Origin of the sequence: Bradyrhizobium ottawaense (genome assembly GCF_900099825.1) — a bacterium.
GTDB classification, from domain to species: domain Bacteria; phylum Pseudomonadota; class Alphaproteobacteria; order Rhizobiales; family Xanthobacteraceae; genus Bradyrhizobium; species Bradyrhizobium ottawaense_A.
The window spans coordinates 444,454-460,145 of sequence record NZ_LT629693.1; the positions used below are offsets into that span (position 1 = coordinate 444,454).

The 15,692-nt window shown below is 63.3% G+C and carries 15 protein-coding genes; 7 read left to right on the forward strand and 8 right to left on the reverse strand.

The annotated features are described in order from the left end of the window. Nucleotides 1-39: 39 nt before the first annotated feature. Nucleotides 40-393 carry a diacylglycerol kinase gene (locus tag BLR13_RS02175; protein WP_074828038.1) on the reverse strand — a complete coding sequence of 118 codons (354 nt, stop codon included), beginning with the start codon at nucleotides 391-393 and terminating at the stop codon, nucleotides 40-42. A gap of 1 nt (nucleotide 394) precedes the next feature. After that, the gene (locus BLR13_RS02180; protein WP_074828036.1) at nucleotides 395-1,783 is read right to left on the reverse strand and encodes a class II 3-deoxy-7-phosphoheptulonate synthase; all 1,389 of its coding nucleotides are present in this window, start codon (nucleotides 1,781-1,783) and stop codon (nucleotides 395-397) included. 177 nt (nucleotides 1,784-1,960) lie between these two features. Between BLR13_RS02180 and BLR13_RS02185 the strand changes: the two genes are divergently transcribed. Both BLR13_RS02185 and BLR13_RS02190 read left to right on the forward strand, forming a co-directional pair. Further along, nucleotides 1,961-2,863 (forward strand): alpha/beta hydrolase family protein, encoded by a 903-nt coding sequence (locus BLR13_RS02185; RefSeq protein ID WP_074828028.1) that lies wholly within the window; start codon nucleotides 1,961-1,963, stop codon nucleotides 2,861-2,863. Nucleotides 2,864-3,633: 770 nt separating this feature from the next. Beyond that, nucleotides 3,634-4,596, forward strand: coding sequence for an IS110 family transposase (locus BLR13_RS02190; RefSeq protein WP_091976312.1), 963 nt, complete (start codon nucleotides 3,634-3,636; stop codon nucleotides 4,594-4,596). A gap of 395 nt (nucleotides 4,597-4,991) precedes the next feature. Here BLR13_RS02190 and BLR13_RS02200 read toward each other — a convergent pair whose 3' ends face one another. Continuing rightward, entirely contained in the window at nucleotides 4,992-5,915 is a 924-nt protein-coding gene (locus BLR13_RS02200; RefSeq protein WP_074828024.1) for a ketopantoate reductase family protein, read from the reverse strand. 197 nt (nucleotides 5,916-6,112) lie between these two features. After that, nucleotides 6,113-6,964 (reverse strand): 3-hydroxybutyryl-CoA dehydrogenase, encoded by an 852-nt coding sequence (locus BLR13_RS02205; RefSeq protein ID WP_074828021.1) that lies wholly within the window; start codon nucleotides 6,962-6,964, stop codon nucleotides 6,113-6,115. A 186-nt stretch (nucleotides 6,965-7,150) separates the two neighbouring features. Between BLR13_RS02205 and BLR13_RS02210 the strand changes: the two genes are divergently transcribed. After that, nucleotides 7,151-8,131, forward strand: a complete 981-nt coding sequence (locus BLR13_RS02210) for a c-type cytochrome (protein ID WP_074828018.1) — start codon at nucleotides 7,151-7,153, stop codon at nucleotides 8,129-8,131. A gap of 254 nt (nucleotides 8,132-8,385) precedes the next feature. Beyond that, nucleotides 8,386-9,192, forward strand: coding sequence for a hypothetical protein (locus BLR13_RS39830; RefSeq protein ID WP_143039811.1), 807 nt, complete (start codon nucleotides 8,386-8,388; stop codon nucleotides 9,190-9,192). Nucleotides 9,193-9,300: 108 nt separating this feature from the next. Here the strand turns inward: BLR13_RS39830 and gor are convergent, their stop codons facing one another. The 4 genes from gor to BLR13_RS02235 form a co-directional block, all read right to left on the reverse strand. Further along, nucleotides 9,301-10,689: a glutathione-disulfide reductase gene (gene gor / locus BLR13_RS02220; RefSeq protein ID WP_074832083.1), complete on the reverse strand. Its 1,389-nt coding sequence runs from the start codon at nucleotides 10,687-10,689 to the stop codon at nucleotides 9,301-9,303. A gap of 155 nt (nucleotides 10,690-10,844) precedes the next feature. Continuing rightward, nucleotides 10,845-11,375, reverse strand: coding sequence for a DUF2059 domain-containing protein (locus tag BLR13_RS02225; RefSeq protein ID WP_074828014.1), 531 nt, complete (start codon nucleotides 11,373-11,375; stop codon nucleotides 10,845-10,847). A gap of 24 nt (nucleotides 11,376-11,399) precedes the next feature. Beyond that, complete coding sequence (rpiA, locus tag BLR13_RS02230) at nucleotides 11,400-12,098, reverse strand: ribose-5-phosphate isomerase RpiA (RefSeq protein WP_074828011.1); 699 nt, start codon at nucleotides 12,096-12,098, stop codon at nucleotides 11,400-11,402. Between the two features lie 130 nt (nucleotides 12,099-12,228). Then, complete coding sequence (locus BLR13_RS02235; RefSeq protein WP_074828008.1) at nucleotides 12,229-13,065, reverse strand: SDR family NAD(P)-dependent oxidoreductase; 837 nt, start codon at nucleotides 13,063-13,065, stop codon at nucleotides 12,229-12,231. Nucleotides 13,066-13,133: 68 nt separating this feature from the next. Here BLR13_RS02235 and BLR13_RS02240 point away from each other — a divergent pair, with 68 nt between their 5' ends. The 3 genes from BLR13_RS02240 to moaA all read left to right on the forward strand — a co-directional run bounded on the left by BLR13_RS02240 (nucleotide 13,134) and on the right by moaA (nucleotide 15,626). Beyond that, nucleotides 13,134-13,820 carry an HAD hydrolase-like protein gene (locus tag BLR13_RS02240; RefSeq protein WP_074832079.1) on the forward strand — a complete coding sequence of 229 codons (687 nt, stop codon included), beginning with the start codon at nucleotides 13,134-13,136 and terminating at the stop codon, nucleotides 13,818-13,820. Between the two features lie 150 nt (nucleotides 13,821-13,970). Then, complete coding sequence (locus tag BLR13_RS02245) at nucleotides 13,971-14,432, forward strand: hypothetical protein (RefSeq protein ID WP_074828005.1); 462 nt, start codon at nucleotides 13,971-13,973, stop codon at nucleotides 14,430-14,432. A 159-nt stretch (nucleotides 14,433-14,591) separates the two neighbouring features. Next, nucleotides 14,592-15,626, forward strand: a complete 1,035-nt coding sequence (gene moaA, locus BLR13_RS02250; protein ID WP_074828002.1) for a GTP 3',8-cyclase MoaA — start codon at nucleotides 14,592-14,594, stop codon at nucleotides 15,624-15,626. Nucleotides 15,627-15,692 lie beyond the last annotated feature (66 nt).

Consider the following 15,692-nt stretch of genomic DNA (forward strand, 5'->3'; position numbering starts at 1 on the left):
GATGGTGCCTTGCACAAGAGCAAACTGCAAATGCTCGCTTTAGATCGCGCCCATGCGTTCGGCGAGGGCGAACAGCCAGAACCCGCCGGCCATCAGCAGCGCCACGCCGACCGCGGCCGATCCCATATCCTTGACCAGGCCGATCTGCGGATCGTGATCGGTGGTCAGGCGGTCGGAGAGCTTTTCGATCGCGGTGTTGAGCAGTTCCACCACCAGCACAAAAGCCACCGCCGCGACCAGTTCGAACCGGCGCATCGCGGTGGCGCCGACCAGCCAGGCCAGCGGCAGCGACAGCGCCAGCGCAAACAGTTCCTCGCGGACAGCCTGCTCCGACCGGATCGCAAAGGCTAATCCGTTACGCGTGTTGACCGTGGCCCGCCAGATTCGCAGCAAATCAAAGTCCCGCTGCGGCCGGCATCGGCTTTTCCTTAGCCACGCGATCCTGCTTCAGCAGTTCGGCGATCAGGAAAGCCATGTCGATGGATTGTTCGGCGTTGAGGCGGGGATCGCAGACCGTGTGATAGCGGTCGTTGAGATCCTCGTCGGTGATGGCGCGCGCGCCGCCGATGCATTCGGTGACGTCCTGACCGGTCATCTCCAGATGCACGCCGCCGGCGTGGGTGCCTTCGGCGGCATGGATGGCGAAAAACGATTTCACTTCCGACAGCACGCGGTCGAACGGGCGGGTCTTGTAGCCCGACGTCGAGGTGATGGTGTTGCCGTGCATCGGATCGCACGACCAGACCACGACGCGCCCTTCCCGCTGCACGGCGCGGATCAGCGGCGCCAGGTGATCGCCGACCTTGTCGGAGCCGAAGCGGTTGATCAGCGTCAGCCGTCCCGGCTCGTTGTCGGGATTGAGGATGTCGATCAGCTTCAGCAACTCGTCCGGCTTCAGCGACGGGCCGCATTTCAGGCCGATCGGGTTCTTGATGCCGCGGAAATATTCGACATGGCCGTGGTCGAGCTGGCGGGTGCGGTCGCCGATCCAGATCATGTGGCCCGAGGTCGCGTACCAGTCGCCGGTGGTCGAGTCGACGCGGGTGAAGGCCTGCTCGTAGCCGAGCAGCAGCGCTTCATGGCTGGTGTAGAAATCGGTGGCGCGCAGTTCGGGATGACTTTCCAGATCGAGGCCGCAGGCCTGCATGAAATTCAGCGCGTCCGAAATGCGATCAGCCAGTTCCTTGTAGCGGCGGGACTGCGGCGAGTCCTTGAGGAAGCCCAGCATCCACTGGTGCACGCTGCCGAGATTGGCGAAACCACCGGTCGCAAACGCGCGCAGCAGATTCAGCGTCGCCGCCGACTGCCGGTAGGCATCCAACTGCCGCTGCGGATCCGGAATGCGCGCTTCGGGCGTGAAGGCGATGTCGTTGATGATGTCGCCGCGATAGCTCGGCAGTTCGACGCCGCCAATCTTTTCGGTGTTCGACGAGCGCGGCTTTGCAAATTGCCCGGCGATGCGGCCGACCTTCACCACCGGCAGCGCGCCGGCATAGGTCAGGACGACAGCCATCTGCAGCAGCACCCGGAAAAAATCGCGGATGTTGTTGGCGCCGTGCTCGGCAAAGCTCTCGGCGCAATCGCCGCCCTGCAGCAAAAAGGCCTCGCCGGCCGCGACGCGGCCTAACGATTTCTTCAGGTTGCGGGCCTCGCCGGCGAACACCAGCGGCGGAAACGTGGCCAACTGGGCCTCGACATCCGCCAATGCCTTGGCATCGGGATAATCGGGCATTTGCAGCACCGGCTTGGTGCGCCAGCTGTCGGGTGTCCACCGCTCGGACATGGGCGTTAACTCCTGAGCAAAAACCGCTACTTACCGGAAAGTCGCGAAGGGCCGCGTTATACACAGGCCTTCTGCCGACCGCCAGCCAGATTTCCACCTGTTTCGTCAAGCCCTTGCGGGAAAAGCCGAATTCGCATTTGCTGTGGCGCTCGCAAGATACCTTACGGAGGAGACGCGGTGGCCGATCCGGCTCAGGACGACGTCTTTGTCGATGATATCACGCTGCCGGCAGCCGATGGCTATCCGCTGGCGGCGACGCTGTTTCTGCCGCGCGGCGCCAAGCGCAATGCTGTCCTGATCAATTCGGCGACCGCGGTCCATCGCAAGCTTTATCGCGGCTTTGCCGGCTATCTCGCCAAGCGTGGCTGCGCGGTTCTGACCTACGACTATCGCGGCACCGGCGACAGCAGGCAGAAATCGCTGACCGGCTACAACCAGCCGAAGTCGCTGGTCGGCTTCAAGGCCTCGATGTCGGACTGGGCGGCGCAGGATATCACCGCCGCTGTGGCGTGGATGCGGCAACGCTATCACGGCATGCCGTTCGCCTATGTCGGGCACTCCTTCGGCGGCCAGGTGCTCGGGTTGCTGCCGAACAACACCGAGATTTCGCGCGCGCTCTTGATCGCAGCACAGGCCGGCTACTGGAAGCTGATGACGGCGCCGGAGCGCTACCGCGTCTATGCGCTGCTGAATTTCATCGGCCTGCCCCTCACCCGCGCGCTCGGCTACATGCCGGGTAAAGCGGGGCTCGGCATGGACCTGCCGAAGGATGCGTTCGTGCAATGGGTCTCCTGGGTGATGAGCCCGCGTTATCTGTTCGATTCCAAGCTCGAGGCGTTGCAGAACTTTCCGAACTACAAGGGTGCGTTGCGCGCGCAGTGCCTGTCCGACGATCCCTGGGCGACGCGGCCGGCGGTCGAGTTGCTGTGCTCGGGCTTCACCTCGATCAAGCCCGAGATCATCACCGTGACGCCCGCCGACACCGGCGTCGCGTCGATCGGCCATATGGGCTTCTTCCGCGCCGAACACCGCGACACGCTGTGGCGCGGGGCGGCGGAATGGATCCAGGCGGGGGAGTAGGCTCGCCGTCATTCAAGCGCCCTCTTCTTTCACCCTCCCCTGGAGGGGGAGGGTCGACGCTCATGCAATGAGCGGCGGGGTGGGGTGACGGTCTCTCCTCGCGAGCAGTGCCCGAGTTGAGAGATCACCCCACCCCGTCTCACATTCCGCTGCGCTTCATGTGAGCCGACCCTCCCCCTCCAGGGGAGGGTAAGCGAAATTGTTCTCGCGGCGCGATGCGCCCGAAGTTTTGAAAGAAAACCTTGCCCTCGAAATCAGAGGGCGCAGGGAAGACCGGGTGCGCGCTGCACCCGCGGTCTTGCGTGCGATAGTTGCAACAAAATGGTGCACGCAAGCATACAGGTTTGGCGGAAGCCTCCGGCCTTCCCTGCGCAATGGCTTTACGGCTTATACGAGATCGTCCTGGTGACCCTGCTTTTTGTGACACCATCGCTCTCCGGCAGCGTTGGCTGCCCTCGAACTTGACGCCTGCATCGGGGCGTCGGACCCAAACGATTTCACCGTACGCAAAGGCCACGCTCGTCAGTCGTGACCCTGCGTCCACCGCATCTCTCCGCACGTCGTGACGATCGCGAGCGCCCCTTGTGTCGGCAAAAACTGGCAGAATGTGCGAACGGGCGGTTGAAGCAGAACCGCCCGTTGCTGGAACTGAGCCCGTAACGCCCCAAAGCGGCAGAGCCTGTATGAGAGCGAGGGACAGCTCCGGTGTCTTCCTCAACCCGAACAGTTGCAAGGGCCGTTGAGCCCGTACCGAGCAAGGAAGGGAGTGGATGATGGCACAAAATGGTCTCGTTGTCGTCGGCATCGATGTAGCAAAGGACAAGGTCGATGCGTGCATTCGCGAGTTGGCGCTGCGGCAGACGTATCCGAGCACTGCCCAGGGTCATCGCAAGCTGGTTGCCTGGCTTCGCAAGCACAAGGTGAACAGGGCGGTGATGGAGGCCAGCGGCGGCTATGAGCGCGATTGGGGGAAGGTGCTCCGTCTGGCCGGCATCGCCGTACGGATCGTCGACCCCAAGCGAGTCCGCAGCTTTGCGCAGTCGGCCGGACGCCTGGCCAAGAACGATACGATTGATGCAGAGATGATCGCTTGGTTCGCAGAGACGTTCAGCGAGGCGCCGGGCCAAGTGCACGATGCCGCGCGCGAAGAGCTGCAGGCGCTGGTGAAAGCTCGTCTCAATCTGGTCGATCTCAAGATACGACTGGAAGCTCAAAACGAGCATGCTGCACCAGGACAGGCTCGGAAAGCGCGGACCCGTATCTTGAAGAGCTTGCTCGAGGAAATTGCCAAGCTCGAAGTCGCGATCTCGGCCCAGGTCAGGGCCACACCTCATCTTGCCGAACGCGCCGAGATCGTCGAGAGCGTGCCAGGCTTTGCCGAAACGAGCTCAGCGAACCTCATTGCTGGAATGCCGGAGCTTGGCCAAGTGAGCGACGAGATCGCCGCGGCGTTGTTAGGCGTTGCCCCTTATGACGATGATAGCGGAAAGCGCCGCGGCGAACGCCACATCAAGGGCGGCCGCCGTTGGGTCCGAAACGCCCTCTACATGCCGTGCCTCGGCGCGGCCACACAGAACAATCCTGTCTTCAAGGCCTACTATCAACGGCTACTTGCCAAGGGGAAGGAGCCGAAGGTTGCGCTCGTCGCCTGCATGCGAAAGCTGATCATCATCCTCAACACAATGATCGCACGCCGGCAGAAATGGGATCCCAGCCGTTACGCACTGAATTGAGCGAGCGCACTTCACCGCGCTCGGTCCTCGACCGAGCGCATGCCTAGCCAACAGACCGGGGAGCGGACGGCGTCAAGGCCGTAAGCCGCCGAAGGCGGGGGCGCGCCTCGCGCCAGCCTTGAGGCCAGCCGATCACCGGTCTACTTCAGCACAGTTGCTCTGGTGGGACAGGATGGCGGGAGTCGTAAATCTGATTTGCGCGACGGCCCAAGCGGAATATTTTTGCGCGAAGGGCTGGACCAACATCTTGGGGTGATTTGCCCGTCGGGCAGTCTGCAGATCGTAGGTTGCTATTTCGTCATTGCGAGCGAAGCGAAGCAATCCATAGCGCGGCTTGCCGAAACATGGATTGCTTCGTCGCTGGCGCTCCTCGCAATGACGATAAGCGCGAACGCCTAGGCCGGTTTCCCCATCACGTAGGGCTTCAGCATCGCATACATCGTGCCGTGGGTCGGCGTGGGCACGCCGAGTTCGCGGCCAAGCGCCACCACCTTGCCGCTGAGCCAGGGCAGCTCCAGCCGGTTGCCGCGGTCGAGATCGAGCGCCATCGAGGCCTTCATGGCCGGCGGCGCGTGGCCGATGAATTCGACGATCTTGCCCAGCGCATCGGCCGGCAGCGGCACGCCCCTGGCGCGGCCGACATCGATCACTTCCTGGAACGCCGCCAAGATCACCGGGCGAATATCCGGATCGTCGCGCAACTTGCCGATCGGCTGGCGCGTCGACGCCGTGATGCCGGCATTGCTGGCGAGCAGCACGAACTTCATCCAGAGTTCGGTGACGATCTGATCGCTCAGCGTGGCGTCGAAGCCGGCCTTCTGGCACAGCGCGAGGAAATCCTCGCCGCGCTGGGTGCGCGTGCCGTCGAGCTCGCCAAAAATCATGCGCATGAAGGTGCCGACCTGCGTGATGACGCCGGGCGCGGTGATCGAGGCGCTGATTTGCGCGACACCGCCCATCACCGCCTTCGGGCCGAGGATCGGCAACAACCGCTCGGCGGCGTCGATGCCGTTCTGCAAAGGAATAACTGCCGTGTTCGGCCCGACCAGCGGCTTGATCGCCTCGCCCGCGCTTTCGACGTCCCACAATTTGACGCAGAACAGCACCACATCGACCGCGCCAATGCCTTTGGGATCGTCGGTCGCCTGCGTCGGCACCACATGGGTCTCGCCGCGGCCGCCCTGAATCTTCAAGCCAGCGCTTTTCATGGCCGCCAGATGCGCACCGCGCGCGATGAAGGTGACGTCGGCACCCGCTTTCGCCAGCGCCGCACCAAATCCGCCTCCAACGCCGCCGGCGCCGACAACCGCAATACGCATGACGTTTCCCTTAATTGGATGTGTAGGATGGGTGGAGCCACCGGGTCCGGCCTTCGGCCGGCCCGATGATAAACTCCGCGATACCCATCACCTGCCGCGCAAGTATCTGATGGGTATCGCTTCGCTCCACCCATCACCTGCCGCGCAAGTATCTGATGGGTATCGCTTCGCTCCACCCATCCTACGAATGACGCAGATTATTTCCCGTAACTATAAAACCCCTGCCCGGTCTTGCGGCCGAGATGGCCGGCGGCGACCATTTCCTTCAACAGCGGCGCCGGGCGGTATTTCGGATCGTTGAAGCCTTCGTAAAACACTTCCATCACCGACAGCATGGTGTCGAGCCCGATCATGTCGGCCAGCGCCAGCGGCCCGATCGGGTGGTTGCAGCCGAGCTTCATGCCGGCGTCGAGGTCCTCGGCGGTGGCAATGCCTTCCTGCAATGCGAAGATCGCCTCATTGATCATCGGGCACAGGATGCGGTTGACCGCAAAGCCCGGGCTGTTCTTCGCGGTAACCGCGACTTTGCCGATGCGCTTGGCGAACTCGGCGGCCTTGGCGTGGGTGTCGTCGGAGGTCTGCAGGCCCCGGATCAATTCCAAGAGCGCCATCAGCGGCACCGGATTGAAGAAATGCATGCCGATAAAGCGATCCGGCCGGTCGGTGGCGGCGGCGAGCTTTGTGATCGAGATCGACGAGGTGTTGGTCGCGAGCAAAGCCTGTGGCCGCAGCTTGGTGCAGAGGTCCTTGAGGATCTTGATCTTCAGATCCTCGTTCTCGGTCGCGGCCTCGATCACCAGATCGCAATCGGCGAGTTTGGCGCTGTCCGTCGTGGTGGCGATGCGCTTGAGCGCGGCCTGCCGGTCGGCGTCGGTCATCTTCTGCTTGTTGACCAGCCGCTCCAGGCTTCCGGTCACGACCGACATGCCCCGCGTCAGCGCGGCATCGGAAATATCGGTCATGGTCACCGACAACCCCGCCGCCGCGCAGACCTGCGCAATCCCGTTGCCCATCGTGCCCGCGCCGACGATACCGATCTGCTCAATCATGGTTTTGGTGACTCCGTTATCCCTGTGCTGACGGATAGCGTTAGCAGAGGGCGGCGGGGATCGGTAGTCTCTCGCGCTCTGTTCAAGCCGCCCGTTAGGGCCCATAAACGCGTCGGCCGGTTTTGACGCCATTTGCAAACCACGCGCGTTAGCGCGCACCGACAGGGTGAACGAATGAATTCTCGCATGAATTTTGTGCTGGTGACGCTCGTGTCGCTGGCAGTGGCAATCACGTACCATCACAACGCCGTCGCAAAGACGCCGGCTTCGGCGACCGACCAGTTCCCCGCCTGGGCCTATCCATGGGCGCCGGACTTCAAGCCTGCGCCCGATGACGGCATCCCGAAACACGTGCCCGACAGCGACGCCGCGTTCACCATCACGCAGGAACGCGATCTGTTCTTCGTGCCCGACTGGCATCCCGCTGATCATCCGCCGATGCCAGAAGCCGTGGTCCATGGCCGGCGGCCGGACGCCCGGGCCTGTGGCTCCTGTCACCGCGCATCAGGTACCGGCGGTCCGGAGAATGCCAGCCTCGCCGGCCTTCCCGCCGACTACATTGTTCAGCAAATGGCCGACTTCAAGAGCGGCGCACGGAGCTTCGCCGGCCCCGCGCGAAGTCCGATCACCCTCATGATCGCGATCGCCAAGGCCGCCACCGACGACGAGGTCCACGCCGCGGCCGGTTATTTCTCGGCGCTGAAGCCGACACCGAACATCAAGGTGGTGGAAACCGACAACGTGCCGAAGACGCAGATCGCGCGGATGTTCTACACGACCTTGCCCGATGCCGGGATGGAGCCGCTCGGACAGCGCATCGTCGAGGTCCCGGTGGACATGGCGCAATTCGAGCATCGCGATTCCCGCGCGCAATTCACCGCCTATGTGCCGGTCGGCAGCGTCGCCAGGGGAGAAGCCCTGGTCAAGACCGGCGGATCCGGCAAGACAGCGCCCTGCGCCACCTGCCATGGGCCGGACCTCAGAGGTGTCGGCCCGATACCCCGCATCGCCGGACGCTCGCCGAGCTATCTGGTGCGCCAGCTCTACGACATCCGGAAGGGCAAACGGGCGGGAGCCTCGGCCGAGTTGATGAAGCCAACGGTCGCCAACCTCACGCACGACGACATGATCGCGCTCGGAGCTTACCTGGGCTCGTTGCAGCCCTGAAGCGGGATGCCGCACGTAGGGGAGTTAGCCGAAGGCGTAACCCGCCTTTTTATCATCGACGAGCGGCGGATTACGCTTCGCTAATCCGCCCTACGCGTCATGCGTCGCCGGCGCACACGATCGAACTGGCGGAGGCGCGGGAGATTACGCCATACAAGCGGATGCATTTGCGATACCGTCAGCTTGACCGCTCAATGCATCCGCAAGCTGCCGCGCGGGCTCATGCGCTATCTGCACCGAACAAGGGAGCAAACATGACCGTCGTAGCGGTTTGGTACGAACCTCATGATGATATGGCGTGGATCGTGGCGGATACAAAGGTTTCTTATCCGAACGTAGGGGGCTCAATTACAGACAGTGCCTCCAAGATTTTTCCGCTCACGATTGCATGTCATACGCCAGGCCCAGGTGGAGATTTCACGAATCTTGTGCATGCAAATCGATTAGGATTTTGCTTTGTAGGAAGCACTCTCCCTGCATTGTTGACCTATTCTGTAGCGAACACCTGCTTTCAAACTCTTATAGCTCCGCCTAATGCACAGCCACCGGCGCTTGAAGATGTAGGCGCCGCTTTGCGTTCCATCGCAGAGCGGTACCTTCGAGAAACCGAACTCGCGTTCGAATGTGCGGTAGTTGGATGGTGCGTCCGTGAAGAACGCTATGTCGCTTTTCATATCGGGCCAGATCACACACAAGTGCCGCCCCGAATGTTTCTTGCTCGATCAGAGTTGTACACGGAGGGGAGCTACCTTCTACTAGGCAAACACAAGCAGCAGGTGGCTCAAAGGATAGATGGTGTGTTCGCTGAGTTGGCGGGACAAGTTCTCAAGCGCGCGCCAAAGTTAGCCTTACAGCGAATTATTCAGGAAGAGGCGTTCAATGACGTCGGCGGCAGCCTCCAATTTGGAACCGCCCATCGACGTGGCTTCCTTCTAAAGTTCTGGATGAGACCGGCAATTCATGGAGAGCCCGCGGTTGAGTCCACTTTCCTTGGGATAAACGTTGACGCTGAAATTGGTCAGATCGGACAATTCAAAATAGGAGCAGTGAGCACTATTTGAGTAAGTGCGGGCTGCGCATGCGCGCTTTGCGATCATAAGGCGAAATCCGCAATATTTATCAATAGTTTTGCATCACGTCCGTAAGACGCGATCGCTACCTCGCCCCCCCTACTCCGCCGCCGCTTCCCGCACATACCTCGCCGTCGGCGTCCGCATCGTCACCAACTCTTCCGCCGCCGTCGGATGCAGCGCGATCGTCGAGTCGAAATCGGCTTTCGTCGCCTTCATCTTCACCGCGATGGCGACGGCCTGGATGATTTCGGCGGCGGCGTCGCCGACGATGTGGCAGCCGAGCACGCGATCGGTTGCGCCGTCGACGACGAGCTTCATCAGGATGCGGGTGTCGCGGCCGGACATCGTCGCCTTGATCGGGCGGAAATCGGTCTTGTAGATGTCGACATGGGAGAACTGCGCGCGGGCTTCGGCTTCCGTCAGGCCGACGGTGCCGACTTCGGGCTGCGAGAACACGGCGGTCGGGATGGTGGCGTGGTCGACCGCGACCGGGCGCTTGCCGAACACGGTGTCGGCGAAGGCATGGCCCTCGCGGATCGCCACCGGCGTCAGATTGATGCGATGGGTGACGTCGCCGATCGCATAGATGTTGTCGACGGACGACTTCGACCAGCCGTCGACGGCAATGCCGCCGTTCTTCGGGTTGATGGCGACGCCCGCCCTCTCCAGCCCGAGATTGGCGACGTTGGGATGCCGCCCGATCGCGAACATCACCTGGTCGGAGGCGATGCTCGATCCGTTCGACAGATGCGTGGTGAATTCCGCGCCGTGTTTTGTGACCTTGTCGACGGTGCAGCCGGTGATGATGTTGATGCCCTGCTTTTCCATCTCGGCCCGCACGTGCTTGCGGACGTCCTCATCAAAGCCGCGCAGGATGTTGTCGCCGCGATAGATCACGGTGACGTCGGAGCCATAGCCTTTAAAGATGCCGGCGAATTCCAGCGCGATATAGCCGCCGCCCTGGATCACGATGCGCTTCGGCAGCTCTTTCAGGTGGAACGCCTCGTTGGAGGAGATCACGTGCTCGATGCCGGGAAACGCCGGGCCGTGGTTGGGCGCGCCGCCGGTCGCAATCAGGATATATTTCGCGGTGACCTTCTCGCCGGTCATCAGCCGCAATGTGTGGGCGTCTTCCAGCACCGCGCGGGTCTTCACGACCTTGGCGCCGCTCTTCTCGACATTTGACGTGTAGATGCCCTCGAGCCGCGCGATCTCGCGGTCCTTGTTGGCGACCAGCGTCGGCCAGTCAAAGGAGACCTCGCCGACGGTCCAGCCAAAACCCGCGGCGTCCTCGATCTCGTGCCTGACGTGGGAGCCGATCACGAACAGCTTTTTCGGCACGCAGCCGCGGATCACGCAGGTGCCGCCCATCCGGTATTCCTCGGCGACCATGACCCTGGCGCCGTGGCCGGCCGCGATGCGCGCGGCGCGCACGCCGCCCGAACCGCCCCCGATGACGAACAGATCGACGTCGAACTCAGCCATGGCAGCCCTCGCCGGGAAATCAAAATGCGGGAGCCCGGTCGAACCGGGCTCCATTTGCTTTTTAGTCTAACGCGTTTTCTTCACGCGAACCGGAACTCCACTTCGCTCGAAAACGCTATATTATATAGGTAGATCAAGTCCGCCTGACAGGTGGCTCAGATCGGCTTGCCGCGCTTCTTCATCTCGTTGCGGAACTCGTTGTCGATGGTGGCCGCGAACTGCTGCGCCCACTGGTTCATGTAGGACATGCTGAACTGGATGGCGCGGGGCTCGCTGGCGAGCAGCTTGGTGCCCAGCGGCGTCTTGTAGAACGTCACGAGGTCCTTCAGCTCCTGCTCGGAGAACTCGTTGGCGTAGATCTGCGCCATGCCGTCGCCGATCTCCTTTTCGCGGCCGGCGAGAGTTTTGGCGACAACAACAGCGACCTCGTTGAGGTCCTTCTGGTAGTTGAGGTTGTTCTGGAGGAGACCATTCTTGGTCTGCTCGACGAGATTGGGAACGGCGTTGGCGTACATTGCGCTCGCGTTCTTCATCGCCAGGATTTCCTTGGCCGCCGCCAGTGCGGCCGCCGACGCCGGCTTCAGCGGCGCTGCCGCATCCTTCTGCTGCGCGCTGACCGGGACGGCTGACAGCGCCAGTCCCAGTGCGAGGCCGGCAGCCGACAAGATCCGTGAAAAGCTCTTCATTCCAATTCTCCTCGATGTGCGGCGTTACCGCCGTTCAATTACGCGAATTCCCTGGGCGCCCGCCAGCACGGTCGTGGTGGCGAGGCCAATGAACAGGCCGTGTTCGACAACGCCCGGGATCGGGTTCAACAGCCCCGCCAGGCGCGGCGCATCGGCGATCCGCCCGAGATGGGCATCGATAATCCAGTGGCCGCCATCGGTGACAAAAACGTGGCCGTCCTTGCCCTTCCGGATCACCATTTGCCCGGAAACGCCGCTTTCGGCAAAGGCTTTCGCCATCATCCGCTGCGTCGCTGCAAGGCCGAACGGAATCACCTCGACCGGCAGGGGGAAACGGCCGAGCGCGTCGACCCATTTGGTCTCGTCGGCGATCACGATCATGCGATCCGAGGCCGCGGCCACGATCTTTTCCCGCAGCAGCGCGCCGCCGCCGCCCTTGATCAGGTTGAGCGCGCCATCGACCTCGTCGGCACCGTCGACCGTCAGATCGAGCCGGTCGATCACATCCAGCGTGGTCAGCGGAATCCTGCATTGCTCGGCCTGGATGCGGGTCGCTTCCGAGGTCGGCACGCCCACCACCTTCATGCCGGCGGCGACCTTCTCGCCGAGCAGGTCGACGAAGTGTTTTGCGGTCGAGCCGGTGCCGAGCCCGAGCTGCATGCCGTCGCGGACATGCTCCAGCGCCTTTGCCGCCGCTTGCCGTTTCAGTGCGTCCATATCCACGTGAAAACAGTGCCTCTTTCGGAACCTGCCCCAAACCGGGCTGTCGCGGGGAACCCCGCCGGTGACGCTTCTCTAGCGTCGTTTTGGCCCCGGGAACAGCCTTGGGCAGGTGGATTTTGCGCAGGTGGATTTATGAGGGCGTGACCGCGTCCATGGCGGCCAGAATCGCCGCAAACCGGTCCTCGACCTCTGCGCGCATGCCGGGATGGGTGAAGATGTAGAGCCGGTCGTCGCGGATGGCCTCGATCACGCGCGCGGCGACGTCGGCGGGATCGAGCCCGGCCTGAAGATTTTTGGCGATTTCGGCGACCATGGCCGCCGCCGGGCTTGCCGGATCGAGCGGCTGCGACGCGCCGTAGCGCGCCGGGCGGTTGCGTCCGCTCTCGCCGATTTTGGTGCGGACATAGCTCGGGCACAGCACGCTGACGCCGATGCCGTGCGGTTTGAGCTGCGCGTGCAGCCCCTCCGACATGCTGACGACCGCGAACTTGCTGGCCCCATAGGGGCTGAAGCCGAGGCCGCCCTGCATCCCCGCCATCGAGGCCGTATTGACGATATGGCCGCCTTCGCCGTGCTTGCGGATGTGCGGCAGAAAGCTCCGGATGCCGTGCAGCACGCCCATCAGGTTGACGTCGATCACCCAGCGCCAGTTGTCGAGCGAGATGTGATCGATGCCGCCGCCGGCGGCGACGCCGGCATTGTTGCAGACCACATGGACGTTGCCGAACCTGTCGAACGCCGCCTGCGCAGCGCGCTCGACACTGGCGGCATCGGTGACGTCGCAGAGGCTGCCCTCGATATCGGGCGTGATCCGGCGCAGGTTGTCGACGGCGGCGCCAAGCGCCTCGGTCTCGATGTCGGCGATCATCACCTTCATGCCGGCTTGCGCGAACGCCTGCGCCATCGAAAGCCCGATTCCGCCGGCCCCGCCGGTGACAAAGGCCGTCTTGCCGGCAAGCTCCCGCATGGCAGTTCCTCCCGCGATTTGAACTTCCCTACTTGCATGAAGCCGTCACCACGGATAGCGAATTCCCGATGACCCTTCCCCGCACCCTGGTATTCGATCTCGACGGCACCCTCGTCGATACCGCGCCCGACCTGATCGCGGCGCTCAACTTCGTGCTCGACCGCGAGGGCCTGCCGCCGGTGCCGCTGCACAAGGCGCGCAACATGATCGGCGCCGGCGCCCGCAAGCTGCTCGAACGCGGGCTCGAGGTCGACGGCCGCACCATCGGCGTCGGCGAACTCGACCGGCTGACCAAGGATTTCATCGACTATTACGCCGACCATATCGCCGATGCCTCGCGCCCGTTCGAGGGGCTTGAAACCGCCCTCGACGACCTGCAAGGCCAGGGATTTCAGTTCGCGGTGTGCACCAACAAGCTGGAATGGCTGTCCAGGCGCCTGCTCGACCAGCTCGGCATGACCAACAGATTTGCGGCGATCTGCGGCGCCGATACGTTCGGCGTCGCCAAACCCGATCCCGTGATCCTGCAGCAGACTCTGGCGCGCGCGGGCGGTCAGTTGTCGTCGGCCATCATGGTCGGCGACGCCGGCCCCGACGTCGGCGTGGCCCGGCGGGCCGGGATTCCCGTGATCGGGGTCGAATTCGGCTACACCGATGTCCCGATCGCCGAATTGAAGCCGGACCGCCTGATCGGGCACTTTCGTGACCTGCCCGAGGCCGTCCAGAGCCTGATCGGCGCCGCTTCAACGCCATAACCTGCTGAAGCCACGGGCAGATACGGAAACGCCCGGTTCCGCGTTAACCATCGTTTAACGATTTTGGCGCGCGCGGTTGCAGCTCTGTTCTCGCGCTTCTATGGTCCCAAAAGGGGATTGTGGCAGTTTGCCACAGTAGAGTGATCGATCATGCGTCGTGTTATCGCGATTGCCGTTACCGGGATGAGCCTCGCCGGCTGCTCCTCGTTTTCCCTCGATTCCTTCAAGCCGACGCCGCCACCGGTCCAGGTCCAGCTCGAATCGACGCCGCCGGGCGCCGACGCCACCACCTCGCTCGGACCCGGCTGCAAGACGCCCTGTTCGGTCACCGTACCGGCGCCCGATGCCGGCTTCGCCGTCACTTTTGCGCTGCCCCGGTTCCAGCCGGTCACGGTTCCCGTGCAGGTGATCCGGAGCCCCGGCGATCTCACCAGCCCCGCCACCACCACGATCGAGCCGAGCCCGGTATTTGCAGAACTCAGGCCGGCCGCGCCGCCGCCGAAGGTGCGAAAGCCGATGCGGCCGAAGCCGAAGAAGCCAAAGGCGGCTGCCGAGCCGGCTGCCGGATCGCCGTTCCCGAGTGCCGCCCCGGCGGCCGCACCGACGCGTTGATCGGTTTTCCAAATAGCCCTATGCGCCGCACCGCACCCAAAAGCTCGCATGGTGAGCGGCTTGTTGTAGCTTCCTTGCAACGTGCCTAGATTGTGCTAGCGGGAGCTTCGATGTCGCGGCCCCCGCGCCGAACATGGCACGCCAGCAAAGCACCCATCGATGAGCGGACCTGCGTTGAGTTCTCCCGATCTGTTGCTCCGTCCGATGGTCGATCCGTTCGGGCGGACCATCCGCTATCTGCGCGTGTCGGTCACCGATCGCTGCGATCTGCGCTGCTTCTACTGCATGTCCGAGGACATGACGTTCCTGCCCAAGGCGGATTTGCTGACGCTCGAGGAGCTCGACCGGCTGTGCACGGCCTTCGTCGCCAAGGGCGTACGCAAGATCCGCCTCACCGGCGGCGAACCGCTGGTCCGGCGCAATGTGATGACGCTGGTGCGCTCGCTGTCGCGGCATCTCGGATCCGGCGCGCTCGATGAACTGACGCTGACCACCAACGGCTCGCAACTGGCGCGCTTCGCCGGCGAACTGCGCGACTGCGGCGTGCGCCGTATCAACGTTTCCCTGGATACGCTCGACGCGGCGAAATTCCGCGCCATCACCCGCTGGGGCGATCTCGACAAGGTGCTTGCCGGCATCGAAGCCGCGCGCGCCGCGGGCCTGGCGGTGAAGATCAACGCGGTGGCGCTGAAGAACATGAACGAGGAGGAAATCCCCTCGCTAATGCAATGGGCGCACGGCAAGGGCATGGCGCTGACCCTGATCGAAGTGATGCCGATGGGCGATATCGGCGAAGGCCGCATCGACCAGTACGTGCCGCTGTCGCTGGTGCGCGCGCGCCTCGCCAAGCAATACACGCTGACCGACCTCGACGACGATACCGGCGGCCCTGCCCGCTATGTCCGGATCGCCGAGACCGGCGGCAAGCTCGGCTTCATCACGCCGATGACCCATAATTTCTGCGAGTCCTGTAACCGGGTACGGATCACCTGCACCGGAACCCTGCACACCTGCCTCGGGCACGAGGATGCCTCCGATTTGCGCAGGCCGTTGCGGGCATCTGTCGACAACGACCTGCTCTCGGCCGCGATCGATCGCGCCATCGGCCTGAAGCCGAAGGGCCACGACTTCATCATCGATCGCCGGCATAACCGCCCGAGCGTCAGCCGCCACATGAGCGTGACCGGCGGCTGAAATTTTTGGTCTGCATGGCGGCCTCCCCGCGCAACTAGTTGAAGCCGCGTCAATTTGCCCATTTTC

Coding starts and splice junctions, on each gene's coding strand:
- BLR13_RS02180 (WP_074828036.1), bottom strand. CDS start 1,783: ATGTCCGAGCGGTGGACACCCGACAGCTGGCGCACCAAGCCGGTGCTG.
- BLR13_RS02190 (WP_091976312.1), top strand. CDS start 3,634: ATGATGGCACAAAATGGTCTCGTTGTCGTCGGCATCGATGTAGCAAAG.
- BLR13_RS02200 (WP_074828024.1), bottom strand. CDS start 5,915: ATGCGTATTGCGGTTGTCGGCGCCGGCGGCGTTGGAGGCGGATTTGGT.
- BLR13_RS02205 (WP_074828021.1), bottom strand. CDS start 6,964: ATGATTGAGCAGATCGGTATCGTCGGCGCGGGCACGATGGGCAACGGG.
- BLR13_RS02210 (WP_074828018.1), top strand. CDS start 7,151: ATGAATTTTGTGCTGGTGACGCTCGTGTCGCTGGCAGTGGCAATCACG.
- BLR13_RS39830 (WP_143039811.1), top strand. CDS start 8,386: ATGACCGTCGTAGCGGTTTGGTACGAACCTCATGATGATATGGCGTGG.
- gor (WP_074832083.1), bottom strand. CDS start 10,689: ATGGCTGAGTTCGACGTCGATCTGTTCGTCATCGGGGGCGGTTCGGGC.
- BLR13_RS02225 (WP_074828014.1), bottom strand. CDS start 11,375: ATGAAGAGCTTTTCACGGATCTTGTCGGCTGCCGGCCTCGCACTGGGA.
- BLR13_RS02235 (WP_074828008.1), bottom strand. CDS start 13,065: ATGCGGGAGCTTGCCGGCAAGACGGCCTTTGTCACCGGCGGGGCCGGC.
- BLR13_RS02240 (WP_074832079.1), top strand. CDS start 13,134: ATGACCCTTCCCCGCACCCTGGTATTCGATCTCGACGGCACCCTCGTC.
- BLR13_RS02245 (WP_074828005.1), top strand. CDS start 13,971: ATGCGTCGTGTTATCGCGATTGCCGTTACCGGGATGAGCCTCGCCGGC.
- moaA (WP_074828002.1), top strand. CDS start 14,592: ATGAGCGGACCTGCGTTGAGTTCTCCCGATCTGTTGCTCCGTCCGATG.